The sequence below is a fragment of the Streptomyces sp. NPDC048337 genome, assembly GCF_043201175.1.
In the GTDB taxonomy this organism is placed as follows: Bacteria; Actinomycetota; Actinomycetes; order Streptomycetales; family Streptomycetaceae; genus Streptomyces.
Genome location: NZ_JBICYR010000039.1, coordinates 39,468 through 50,912, shown reverse-complemented (window position 1 = coordinate 50,912; position 11,445 = coordinate 39,468). Strand labels below are relative to the sequence as shown.

Genomic DNA, 11,445 nt, shown 5'->3' with positions numbered 1-11,445 from the left:
GCGGTCACCGTGGTCCCCCCGCCGGCGGGGGAGTCCACCACCAGCACCCCATCCACGGCGTCCAGCCGCTCCCCGAGCCCCGCCAGCCCGCTCCCGCCGGAGGCACTGGCCCCGCCCCGCCCGTCATCGGCCACCCGGATCAGCAGCCGCTCCCCCGCCCGCCACACCTCCACGCTCGCGCCACGCGCCCCCGGCCCCGCGTGCTTGCTCACGTTCTGCAGCAGCTCGGACACCACGAAGTACGCGATCCCCTCGATCGCCTCCGCCGGCCGCGCCGGCAGGTCCACCGCCACCTTCACCGGCACCACGCACCGCGAGGCCACCGACGACAGCGCCGCGTCCAGCCCCCGGTCGGTCAGCACCGCCGGATGGATCCCGCGCGCCAGATCCCGCAGCTCCTGGAGCGCCAGCTTCACCTCCCCATGGGCCTCGTCGACCATCGCCGCCGCGCCCTCCGGGTCCTCCAGCAGCTTCTCCTTCGCCAGGCCCAGCCCCATGGCCAGCGCCACCAGCCGCGCCTGCGCCCCGTCGTGCAGATCCCGCTCGATCCGCCGCAGGTCAGCCGCCGCGGTGTCGACCACGACCCCCCGGTCGGACTCCAGCTCGGCGATCCGCCGCTCCAGCTCGTCGGAGGGCGACAGCAGCCCCCGTACCATCGCGCGGTCCGCGTTCGCCAGCAGCCGCACCACGTACGGCAGCACCGGCCACAGCACGAACAGGCCGGCAAGGACTACCGTGAAGGTGAAGACCCCCCACGGCAGCCGGACCAGCTGGTACAGCACCGTCCGCCAGCCGACCGGATCCTTGATGCTCGTCCACAGCCAGGGGAAGAACCCGCCGGCCCGCTTCGGGCCGGGAATCGGACTGGGCTCCTCCACCCGTACGCCCAGCAGCGCCCGGGCGCGCGCCCGCTCCAGTCGTCCCAACTGCCGAGACAGATAGAGACCACATGCGAGCAGCGGAAGTCCGACGGCGGTCACGGACAGACCGCCCGTGCCGGAAACCATGACAACCGCGTAAACGAAACCGACGATCGCCACGGGCAGGTTGCTCACCAGATGGGCGATCTCCCTCCACGTCACGGCGCTGAAGACGGGTCGGACGGGGGGCGGCCGGTCGTTGTCGGGGATGCCCTGGCTCATGCTCATGCGGCACAGCCTGCCAAGGCCGGGCCGCCGATGCCATGGGGTGGGCGGGGTCCTGTGAACGGGGGATAACCCCACCCCGTGTGAGCAGGCCCTAGACTCCCGCGTGACACAGATCGTCGACACTGACCGAGGAGCGAGGAACGGACGTGCCTGAACCGACGGTATCGACCGTAACCGTGCTCGCGGCGGACTACTTCCGAAGCTATTCGGTCGTCGGCCTGCTGGCCGCCCTCGGTGTGTTCTTCGTGGCCGTGGCCTTCGGCGCCGGCCGCCTGCTGCGGCCCGAGGTCCCGACCCACGAGAAGCTCCTGACGTACGAATGCGGCGTCGACCCGGTCGGCGAGGGCTGGGCGCACACCCAGGTCCGCTACTACGTCTACGCGTTCCTCTACGTCATCTTCGCCGTCGACTCGATCTTCCTCTTCCCGTGGGCGACGGTGTTCGCCGCCGCCGGTTACGGCGCCACGACCCTGGTGGAGATGTTCATCTTCCTGGGCTTCCTGGCCGTCGGCCTGCTCTACGCGTACAAGAAGGGCGTCCTCGAATGGACGTGACACCTCAGCCGGAGCTGCTCCCGGAGCCCAAGCGCCTGGGAGTCCTCTCCCGCCTGGCTCCCGAACCCATGAAGGTGGTCCTGAACTGGGGCCGCCGGTACAGCCTGTGGGTCTTCAACTTCGGACTCGCCTGCTGCGCGATCGAGTTCATCGCCGCGTCGATGGCCCGGCACGACTTCATCCGCCTCGGCGTCATCCCCTTCGCGCCCGGGCCGCGCCAGGCCGACCTGATGATCGTCTCGGGCACGGTCACCGACAAGATGGCCCCCGCCGTGAAGCGGCTCTACGAGCAGATGCCCGAGCCCAAGTACGTCATCTCCTTCGGCGCCTGCTCCAACTGCGGCGGCCCGTACTGGGACTCGTACTCGGTGACCAAGGGCGTCGACCAGATCATCCCCGTCGACGTCTACGTGCCCGGCTGCCCGCCGCGCCCGGAAGCGCTGCTCCAGGGCATCCTCAAGCTCCAGGAGAAGATCGCCCGCGAGTCGCTGGCGGACCGCTACACGGCCGGTCCGTCGGTGGCACAGCTGACGAGCGGCCTGGTCACACCCCCCGGGGCCGGCGCATGAACCTCTACGACTCCCTCCCCGACGCGGTCGCCACGGTCTTCGGCGAAGAGGCCGTGGCCGAGGTCTCGTACGACGTCCTGACGGTGGACGTGCCCGTCGGCTCGTGGATCTCCTCCCTGGAGATCGCCCGGGACAAGCTGGGCTGCACGTACTTCGACTGGCTGAGCGCGGTCGACGAGCCGGGCACCGGCTTCCGGATCTGCGCGCACGTCGTCTCGCTGGAGAACCACCGCGTACGGCGCCTGCTGCTGCGCACGACCGTCCCGCACGCCGCTCCCTCCCTGCCGTCGGCGGTCGCCGTGTACGCGGGAGCGGAGTGGCACGAACGCGAGACGTACGAGATGTTCGGCGTGACCTTCACGGACCACCCGCACCTCGTTCACCTGCTGCTCCCGGAGAACTTCGAGGGCCACCCGCTGCGCAAGGACTTCGTCCTGGCCGCGCGCGTCGCCAAGGCGTGGCCCGGTGCCAAGGAGCCGGGCGAGGCCCACGACCCGGACGCGCCGAAGCGCCGCCAGATGCTTCCGCCGGGCGTCCCGGACCCCAACGACTGGGGCCCGATGAAGGGCCAGCTCCCGCCGGCCCCCGCCCGCCCGGCCCGCACCCCGCGCGCCGCCGGCGCGGCGGGCGCGGCCGCCCGCACCCCGCGCGAGGGCGCCCCGGTCCGCCGCACCCGCGCGGCAGCGGAGGGCTCGGACGCCGAGGCCCCGGTCCGCCCGGTCCGCCGTACCCGCTCGGTGGCGGACGGCTCCGCCAGCCAGGCGACCGAGCCGGCGGAGACACCGCCCACCCCCGACGCCGAGGCCCCGGTCCGCCCGGTCCGCCGTACCCGCTCGGTGGCGGACGGCTCCGTCAGCCAGGCGGCCGCTCCGGCCGAGCCGGCGGAGACCCCGGCGGCGGACGGCTCGGCGAGCCAGACGCCCGCTCCGGGCGCGGCGGCGCCGGAGAAGCCCGCGCCCGCGAGGCGGGAGCCCCGCCCCCGCGGCGCGGACGCACCCTGGCACGACCCGAAGCCCGCCTTCGAGGAGCCCCCGGCCCCCGCCCCCGCCCCCGCGCCGGAGGCGGAACGGCACGACCCGAAGCCCGCCTTCGAGGAGCCCCCCGCCCCCGCGCCGGAGGCGGAGGCGGAGCGACCGGACCCTCAGCCGGACCCCGAGACCAAGACCGACCACCCCACCCCTGACAACGGAGGCGACGCGTGAACGACGTCCTCGACGTCGCCCTGCGGCTGATCGTCGTCTTCGCCGTCTTCCTCGTGCTCCCGCTCGTCGTCGGGCAGACCGAGCACAAGGTGATGGCCCACATGCAGGGCCGCCTCGGCCCCATGTACGCCGGCGGCTTCCACGGCTGGGCCCAGCTCGTCGCCGACGGCGTCAAGTTCGCGCAGAAGGAAGACATCGTCCCGGCCAACGCCGACCGCCGGATCTTCCAGCTCGCCCCCGCCGTCGCCCTGCTCCCGTACCTCCTCGTCCTCCTCGCCATCCCGATCGGCCCGGGCAAGGGCGCGGTCGGCCAGGTCATCGACGCGGGCCTGTTCTTCGTGCTCGCCGTCATGGGTGTCGGAGTCCTCGGCTCCCTGATGGCCGGCTGGGCCTCCGCGAACAAGTTCTCCCTGCTCGGCGGCCTGCGCACGGCCGCCCAGCTGCTCGCCTACGAGCTCCCCATGCTGCTCGCCGCCGCCTCCGTGGCCATGGCGGCCGGTACGGTCTCCCTCCCCGGCATCGTCGAGTCCTTCCAGTGGTGGTGGCTGCCCTGGCAGATCGTCGGCGCCCTGGTCTTCTTCACCGCAGGCCTCGCCGAACTCCAGCGGCCCCCCTTCGACATGCCCGTAGCCGACTCCGAGATCATCTTCGGCGCGTACACCGAGTACACGGGACTCCGCTTCGCGCTGTTCCTGCTCGCCGAGTACGCCGGCATCGTCGTCCTCTGCGCCCTCACCACCGTCCTCTTCCTCGGCGGCTGGCAGGGCCCCTTCGGCGCCGACGGCCTCGGCTGGGTCTGGACCCTGCTCAAGACCGCGATCCTCGCCTTCGTCGTGATCTGGCTCCGCGTGAGCTACCCGCGGCTGCGCGAGGACCAGCTCCAGAAGCTCGCCTGGACCACACTCATCCCGCTCGCGCTCGCCCAGATCGCGCTCACCGGCATCGTGAAGGTGGCGATCAACTGATGCCCATCCCCGGATCCGGCCTCGCCAAGGGCCTGGCCGTGACGCTGCGCACGATGACGAAGCGCTCGCACACCGCCCAGTACCCCGAGGTCCAGCCCTCCCTCCCGCCCCGCTCCCGCGGGGTCATCGGCCTGTTCGAGGAGAACTGCACGGTCTGCATGCTGTGCGCCCGTGAGTGCCCCGACTGGTGCATCTACATCGACTCCCACAAGGAGACGGTCCCGGCTGCCACCCCCGGTGGCCGAGAGCGCAGCCGCAACGTCCTCGACCGCTTCGCCATCGACTTCTCCCTCTGCATGTACTGCGGTATCTGCATCGAGGTGTGCCCCTTCGACGCTCTCTTCTGGTCGCCGGAGTTCGAGTACGCGGAGACCGACATCCACGAGCTGACCCACGAGCGGGACAAGCTCCGCGAGTGGATGTGGACCGTCCCGGCCCCGCCCGCCCTGGACCCGGCCGCCGAAGAACCCAAGGAACTCGCCGCCGCCCGCAAGGCAGTGGAAAAGGCCGAAGCCGCCGCGGCCGCCGCCGCACCCGAAGCCGCCCCCACCGCTCCCGGCACCGGCACCCCCGGCACGGGCACCGGCGGCACGGGCACCGGCGGCACGGGCACCCCCGGCACCGGCCGTACCGGCACGGGCACCGGCCCGGCCGCCGAGCCCGGCCCCGGCGATGCGCCCGGCACGGGAACGGGCACGGGAACGGGCACGGGAACCGGTACCCCGGAGACCCCGGCGGGAGGTGCCGCATGATGTACGCAGCCCACCTCGCCGCAACCGCCGGAGGCAACGGCAACGGGTTCCTCTCCCCGACCGGCGTCGAGATCGCCTTCGTCCTCGTCGGCCTCGCCACCCTCGGCGCGGCCCTCGTCACGGTCAGCACCAAGCAGCTCGTGCACGCCGCCCTCTGGCTGGTCGTCACGCTCGGCGGCATCGCCGTCGAGTACCTGCTGCTGACCGCGGAGTTCATCGCCTGGGTCCAGGTCTTGATCTACCTCGGTTCCGTGGTCGTCCTCCTCCTCTTCGGGCTGATGCTCACCAAGGCGCCCATCGGCCGCTCCCCGGACGCCGACTCCGGCAACCGCTGGGTCGCGGCCGGTGTCGCCGGCGTCGCGGCCGTCGCGCTCGTCTGGGTCGTCGTCGACGCATTCCGCACGACCTGGATCGACCTCGACGGCCCCGTCCAGGGCTCCACCAAGGTCTCCGGCGAGATCCTCTTCCAGCACTGGGTGCTGCCCTTCGAGGCGCTCTCCGTCCTCCTCCTCGCGGCCCTGATCGGCGCCATCGTGCTGTCGCGTAGGAACAGCCCCGCCGAAGACGGTGTCGCCGGCGCGAAGAAGGGCCAGCGCTGATGCACCTCGCCTACCCCGCCGTGCTCGCGGCGCTCCTCTTCTGCACGGGCCTGTACGGAGTACTCGCCCGCCGCAACGCCATCCTGGTCCTGATGTCCGTCGAGCTGATGCTCAACGCCGTCAACCTCAACCTGGTGGCCTTCGACGTCTGGCTGCGCGACACCCTGCACGCCGGCCAGGCCCTCACCCTCTTCACCATCGCCATCGCCGCCGCCGAGATCGGCATCGGTCTGGCGATCGTGCTGATGGTGTACCGCAACCGCGGCACCTCGGACGTGGACCGCCTGCGCGACACCGCCGAGGGCCACGAGCCCGACCAGAACCCCAGCAACAGCACCGGCACCGCCCGGCCGGAGGTCGCCGCGTGAGCACCACGACCCTCGCTGTCCTCGTCCCCCTCCTGCCCTTCCTGGGCGCGGTCGCGGGACTTCTCTTCGGGCGCGGAGCCCCCGGATTCGTCCGGCCGCTCGCCATCCTGCCGACGCTGGGCGCCGCCGTACTGGCCGTGCTCGTCGCCGTCCGCCACGGCGGCGGCAAGGCGATCGACACCGCCACCGAGCTGACCCCGACCGGCTCCGTCCCGATCGAGTTCTCGCTCCACCTGGACGGCTTCGCCGTGCTGGTCGCCGTCCTGGTCGGTGTCGTCGCCACCTGCGTACAGCTCTACTCGACGGCGTACCTCCGCGAGGACCCGCGCTACCCGTCGTATGCCGCTCTGGTCTCACTGTTCACCTCCGCCATGCTGCTCGTCGTCTACTCCGGCGACCTGATGGTGCTGCTGGTCGGCTGGGAGATCATGGGCATCTGCTCGTACTTCCTGGTCGGCCACTACTGGGAGACCGAAGCGGCCCGCTCCGCCTCCCTGAAGGCCTTCCTCGTCACCAAGCTCGGTGACGTCCCCTTCCTCATCGGCCTGTTCGCGCTCGCCGCCGACGCCAACTCCTTCCGGATCACCAAGATCCTGGACACCGTCGAAAGGGGCGGGCTCGACCACCCCACGCTGATCGCGCTCCTCCTGCTCGCCGGAGTCGCGGGCAAGTCCGCGCAGTTCCCGCTGCACACCTGGCTCCCCGACGCCATGGCGGGCCCGACCCCGGTCTCCGCGCTGATCCACGCCGCGACGATGGTCGCCGCCGGTGTCTACTTCATCGCCCGACTCCTTCCCGTCTTCGAGGCCTCCCGCGCCGCGCTGGTGGTCATGGCCGTCATGGCGGCCGTCACGATGGTCGGCTCCGCCCTCGCCGCCCTGGCCCAGGACGACATCAAGCGCGTGCTCGCCTACTCCACGGTCGGCCAGCTCGGCTACATGACCGGGGCCCTGGCCGTCGGCGACCGCGGCGCCGCCGTCTTCCACCTCCTGTCCCACGGCGCCTTCAAGGCGCTGCTGTTCCTCGGCGCGGGCGTCATCATCCACGCCGCCGGTACGAACTCCCTGGCCGCCATGTCCCGTATGGACGGCCTGGCCAAGCGCATCCCCGACGCCTTCTGGACGATGACGATCGCGCTCCTCGCGCTCGCCGCCATCCCGCCCTTCGCCGGCTTCTTCTCCAAGGAAGCCGTCCTCGTCGCCGCCGAGCACACCGCCACTGGTCACTCGGAGCTCGCGCCCAGCACCGCCGGCTGGATCGTCCTGGTCGCCGGCGTGCTGACAGCCCTGCTCACCGCCGCCTACGCCACCCGCCTGTGGCTGATGGCCTTCCGCGGAACGGGCGCCCCCGCCCCCGACCACGGCAAGGAACCCGTCGCCATGACCGGCGTGCTGTGGCTGCTGGCGATCCCGTCCATCGGCTTCGGCCTCGCGGCGGGCCCCCTCGCCGACTGGTTCGACGGCGGACAGCTCACCCCGACCCTCACCACCTCGATCCTCGGCACCGGAGCCGCGGCCATCGGCGCCATGCTCACCTACGCCCTCTGGCAGCGCGCCACCGTCCGCGCCGCGGCCTTCGCGGCCGCCGCCGCGCCCGCCAACGGCCGCGCGGCAGCCGCCGCCGTCGCCGCCACGGTCGCCGAATCCGAGGCCGAGACCCCCGAGGTCGCCGAGGTCACCCACGACCACCCCGCCGTCCCGGCCGGCCCCGCCGCCGACCCCGGCAAGGCGCTCCTCGGCCCCCTGCACCGCCACGCGGCGGTCGGCTTCCACCTCGACGCCGTCTACGACCGGCTCTTCGTGCGCCCCGTCCGGGCGGCCGCCGGCCTGGTCCGCTTCCTGGACCGCGAGGTCGTGGACACGTACGTCAGCGGCGCGGGCGCCAGCCCCAAGCTGCTCGGCAGCCTCGTCCGCCGCGCCCAGACCGGCAACGTGCAGAGCTACCTGAGCGCCCTGCTCGCCGGCGCCGTGGTCCTGGCGATCGCCACCGCCGTCCTCGCCAACGTCAACGCCGGATCGTGAGCCGTGAGTCAGCCGTGATTGATATCAGCCCGTCCGTGATGCAGTTCCTTCTGGCGTTCATCGTGGTCGCCCCGCTCCTCGGCGCGGCCGCGGCCCTCCTGCCGCCCCCGCCCGGGCTCAAGGGCCGCGGCCCCGAACAGGCCGTGCTCCGCCATGGCGTGACCGTCACCGGTGTCGTCCTCGCCGCGGCCATCGCCCTCACCCTGGGCTTCGACCACGACGCCCCGTCCCGCTTCCAGGCGACGACGGACATCAGCTGGATCCAGGCGCTGAACGTCCGGATCCACCTCGGCATCGACGGCATCTCGCTCCCCCTCCTCCTGATGACCGCGCTGCTGTTCTTCCTCTGCGCGCTCTACAGCTACTTCAAGCTCCCCGCAGGCCCCTCCCCGAAGGCCTTCGTCGCGCTGCTGCTCGTCCTCGAGTCCGGCACCCTCGCGACCTTCGCCGTCCTCGACCTGCTGCTGTTCTTCCTCGCCTTCGAGATGGTCCTCATCCCGATGTACTTCCTCATCGCCCGCTGGGGCGGTGCTCAGCGGCAGGCCGCCGCCTGGAAGTTCATCCTCTACACGCTCCTCGGCTCCGTGGTCATGCTGCTCGGTCTGCTGCTGATCGGACTGAACAGCGGCACTTTCGACATGGTGGCACTCGCCTCTGACAACGGGCGCGAACTGACCCACACCACCCAGCTCCTGGCCGTCCTCGCCATCGGCGTCGGCCTCGCCGTGAAGACCCCGATGTGGCCGCTGCACAGCTGGCTGCCGGACGCCCACACCGCCGCGCCCACCGTCGGCTCCGTCCTGCTGGCCGGTGTCCTGCTCAAGATGGGCACCTACGGGTTCGTCCGCATCCTGCTCCCCGTCACCCCCGACGGCATGGTCACCTTCGCCCCCTACCTGGGCGCCCTCGCCGCCATCGGCATCGTCTACGGGTCCCTCGCCTGCCTCTCCCTGGCCCGCAAGGGGAACAAGGGCGACCTCAAGCGCCTGATCGCGTACTCCTCCGTCGGCCACATGGGCTTCGTGCTCCTCGGCATCGCCTCCATGACCCCCACCGGCGTCAACGGCGCGCTCTTCGCCAACATCGCCCACGGCCTGATCACCGGCCTCCTCTTCTTCCTGGTCGGCGCCCTCAAGGACCGCTACGGCACCGCCGACCTCGACACCCTCGCCGGAGCCACCGGCGCCGCCCTCTACGGCCGCGCCCCCCGCCTCGGCGCCCTCCTCGCCTTCGCCGCCGTCGCCTCCCTGGGCCTGCCCGGCCTGGCCGGCTTCTGGGGCGAGATGCTGGCCCTCTTCGGTGCCTTCGACCCCGCCGAGGGCCTCTCCCGCCCCGCCTTCCTCACCTACATGACGATGGGCGCCTTCGGCACCCTGCTCACCGCCGCCTACCTGCTGATCGTCGTCCGGCGCGTCTGCATGGGCGACCCGAAGGCAGGCCCCGAGCTCGCCCTCGCGGACATCCAGCGCTACGAGTTCGCCGCCTGGACCCCGCTCGCCGCCCTCACCGTCCTCGCCGGCCTGTGGCCCGCGGTCCTCCTCGGCCTCACCGATCCGGCCGTCCAGAAGCTCCTCGCAGGAGGCAACGCATGACGGCCCTCACGGCCCTCGCCGCCGCCGAGACCCCCAGCCTGATCCAGTCCGTCGACTGGCTCGCCATCGCACCCGTGGTGATCACCGCCACCGTCGGCCTGGTCGTGCTGCTCGCCGACCTCTTCGTACCCGAGCGCTCCAAGTCCGTCCTCGGGTGGATCTCCGTGGCCGGCCTGGCCGCCGCGACCGCCGTCCTGCTTCCGCTGCGCGCCGGCGACCGCACCACCTTCTGCCTGACCGGCGACCCGGCCGCGTGCAGCTACACCGCCGACCACTTCGCGCTCGTCGTCCAGTTCCTCGTCCTGGGCGGCGCGCTGGTCACCGCCCTGCTGTCGGTCACCGCCGTCCGCGACGCGCGCATGCCGGCCGGCGAGTACTGGTTCCTGCTGCTCTCCTCCGCCGCCGGCGCGGCCCTGCTGCCCGCCTCCCGCGACCTCGCCACCCTGATCGTGGCGCTCGAAGTCGCCTCGCTGCCCGCCTTCGCCCTCGTCGGCATGCGCCGCGGCGACCGGCTCTCCTCCGAGGCCGCCCTCAAGTTCTTCCTGTCCTCCGTCACCGCCACCGCCGTGTCGCTGATGGGCGTCAGCTTCGTCTACGGCGCCACCGGCTCCCTGCACCTCAGCCAGGTCGCCGACCGCCTCGAGGACGTCCCCGGGCAGCTCGACACCCTCGCCATGGCGGGCGTCGCGCTCACCCTCGTCGGCTTCGCCTTCAAGACCGCGGCCGTCCCCTTCCACTTCTGGGTCCCCGACACCTACGTCGGCGCCCCCCTGCCCATCGCCGGCTACCTCTCGGTGATCGGCAAGGCCGTCGGCTTCACCGGCCTCATCCTCGTCACGGTGATCGCCTTCCCGGCGTACTCCGAGATCTGGGGCCCGGCCCTCGCAGTCCTCGCCGCGCTCACCATGACCCTCGGCAACGCCGCCGCGCTGCGCCAGTCCGCCGACCGCCCGAACAGCGCCGTACGGCTGCTCGCCTGGTCCTCGGTCGGCCAGGCGGGCTACCTGCTGGTCCCGATCGCCGCCGCCGCGTACGCGGAGCGCGACCAGATCGGCTCCACCGTCGCGTACGCCCTCATGTACGCCGCCGTGAACCTCGGCGCCTTCGCCGTGGCCGCGCTGGTCGCCCGTACGAAGCCGCTGCACCGGATCAGCGACTACCGGGGCCTTTACGCCGAGCGCCCGGTGGCCGCCCTCTCGCTGGCCTTCTTCCTGCTCTGCCTGGCCGGCCTGCCCCCGGGCATCATCGGCCTCTTCGCCAAGGTCACCGTCTTCCGCTCCGCGGTCGACGCGGGCCTGGGCTGGCTCGCCGTGGTCATGGCGGTCAACGTCGTCATCGCCCTCTACTACTACCTGCGGTGGACGGCGCTCCTCTTCCGCGCGCCGGAGGGGGCCGAGACCGCGGCCGAGACCGCTCCGGACGCCCGTACGAAGGCCCCCTGGCCGGTCACGGCGGCGATCGTCCTCACCGCGGTCACGGCCGTCGTCCTCTCGGGCGCCCCGCAGCTGGTCCTGCGCTTCGCCGCGGGCAGCCTCTTCCCGCAGTAGCCCGTACGCCGCCGTTAACCCGTACGGAGTAACGCCCCCGGTGGGCCCGCCGCCCCGGCCGCCGGGGCGGCGGCTTCCGCGCGCCCTGGGAACCAGACGCACCCACCTCGCGTTGACCAGGAAGGGAG

Annotated in this window: 11 protein-coding genes; 10 read left to right on the top strand and 1 reads right to left on the bottom strand. The window is 72.3% G+C overall.

The features are described from left to right. A partial coding sequence (locus tag ACGFYU_RS36165; protein ID WP_393831543.1) for a sensor histidine kinase occupies nt 1-1,148 on the bottom strand: 1,148 nt, incomplete at its 3' end. Between the two features lie 146 nt (nt 1,149-1,294). Here ACGFYU_RS36165 and ACGFYU_RS36160 point away from each other — a divergent pair. The 10 genes from ACGFYU_RS36160 to ACGFYU_RS36115 are packed head-to-tail and all read left to right on the top strand — an operon-like array spanning nt 1,295 to nt 11,317. Then, complete coding sequence (locus tag ACGFYU_RS36160; RefSeq protein WP_393831542.1) at nt 1,295-1,702, top strand: NADH-quinone oxidoreductase subunit A; 408 nt, start codon at nt 1,295-1,297, stop codon at nt 1,700-1,702. Next, a complete protein-coding gene (locus ACGFYU_RS36155; protein WP_393831541.1) occupies nt 1,693-2,271 on the top strand; it encodes an NADH-quinone oxidoreductase subunit B in 579 nt (192 codons plus the stop codon). Before ACGFYU_RS36160 ends, ACGFYU_RS36155 begins: the two co-directional genes overlap by 10 nt. Then, a complete protein-coding gene (locus ACGFYU_RS36150; protein ID WP_393831540.1) occupies nt 2,268-3,473 on the top strand; it encodes an NADH-quinone oxidoreductase subunit C in 1,206 nt (401 codons plus the stop codon). The genes ACGFYU_RS36155 and ACGFYU_RS36150 overlap by 4 nt, the downstream gene beginning before the upstream one ends. Then, nucleotides 3,470-4,438, top strand: a complete 969-nt coding sequence (locus ACGFYU_RS36145) for an NADH-quinone oxidoreductase subunit H (protein ID WP_393831539.1) — start codon at nt 3,470-3,472, stop codon at nt 4,436-4,438. Before ACGFYU_RS36150 ends, ACGFYU_RS36145 begins: the two co-directional genes overlap by 4 nt. After that, nucleotides 4,438-5,190 carry a NuoI/complex I 23 kDa subunit family protein gene (locus tag ACGFYU_RS36140; RefSeq protein WP_393831538.1) on the top strand — a complete coding sequence of 251 codons (753 nt, stop codon included), beginning with the start codon at nt 4,438-4,440 and terminating at the stop codon, nt 5,188-5,190. The genes ACGFYU_RS36145 and ACGFYU_RS36140 overlap by 1 nt, the downstream gene beginning before the upstream one ends. After that, nucleotides 5,187-5,789, top strand: a complete 603-nt coding sequence (locus ACGFYU_RS36135; RefSeq protein ID WP_393831537.1) for an NADH-quinone oxidoreductase subunit J — start codon at nt 5,187-5,189, stop codon at nt 5,787-5,789. The genes ACGFYU_RS36140 and ACGFYU_RS36135 overlap by 4 nt, the downstream gene beginning before the upstream one ends. After that, nucleotides 5,789-6,157, top strand: coding sequence for an NADH-quinone oxidoreductase subunit NuoK (gene nuoK, locus ACGFYU_RS36130; protein ID WP_393831536.1), 369 nt, complete (start codon nt 5,789-5,791; stop codon nt 6,155-6,157). Before ACGFYU_RS36135 ends, nuoK begins: the two co-directional genes overlap by 1 nt. Then, nucleotides 6,154-8,178, top strand: a complete 2,025-nt coding sequence (locus ACGFYU_RS36125) for an NADH-quinone oxidoreductase subunit L (RefSeq protein WP_393831535.1) — start codon at nt 6,154-6,156, stop codon at nt 8,176-8,178. Before nuoK ends, ACGFYU_RS36125 begins: the two co-directional genes overlap by 4 nt. Nucleotides 8,179-8,216: 38 nt before the next feature. After that, nucleotides 8,217-9,770, top strand: a complete 1,554-nt coding sequence (locus ACGFYU_RS36120; RefSeq protein ID WP_393831545.1) for a NuoM family protein — start codon at nt 8,217-8,219, stop codon at nt 9,768-9,770. Beyond that, on the top strand, nt 9,767-11,317 hold the full coding sequence (locus ACGFYU_RS36115; RefSeq protein WP_393831534.1) for an NADH-quinone oxidoreductase subunit N: 1,551 nt from the start codon (nt 9,767-9,769) through the stop codon (nt 11,315-11,317). Before ACGFYU_RS36120 ends, ACGFYU_RS36115 begins: the two co-directional genes overlap by 4 nt. The last annotated feature ends 128 nt before the right edge of the window (nt 11,318-11,445 follow it).

Bases quoted from the DNA above. Each gene is read 5' to 3' on its own strand.
- ACGFYU_RS36155 (WP_393831541.1), top strand. From the start codon at position 1,693: ATGGACGTGACACCTCAGCCGGAGCTGCTCCCGGAGCCCAAGCGCCTG.
- ACGFYU_RS36150 (WP_393831540.1), top strand. From the start codon at position 2,268: ATGAACCTCTACGACTCCCTCCCCGACGCGGTCGCCACGGTCTTCGGC.
- ACGFYU_RS36140 (WP_393831538.1), top strand. From the start codon at position 4,438: ATGCCCATCCCCGGATCCGGCCTCGCCAAGGGCCTGGCCGTGACGCTG.
- ACGFYU_RS36135 (WP_393831537.1), top strand. From the start codon at position 5,187: ATGATGTACGCAGCCCACCTCGCCGCAACCGCCGGAGGCAACGGCAAC.
- nuoK (WP_393831536.1), top strand. From the start codon at position 5,789: ATGCACCTCGCCTACCCCGCCGTGCTCGCGGCGCTCCTCTTCTGCACG.
- ACGFYU_RS36120 (WP_393831545.1), top strand. From the start codon at position 8,217: ATGCAGTTCCTTCTGGCGTTCATCGTGGTCGCCCCGCTCCTCGGCGCG.
- ACGFYU_RS36115 (WP_393831534.1), top strand. From the start codon at position 9,767: ATGACGGCCCTCACGGCCCTCGCCGCCGCCGAGACCCCCAGCCTGATC.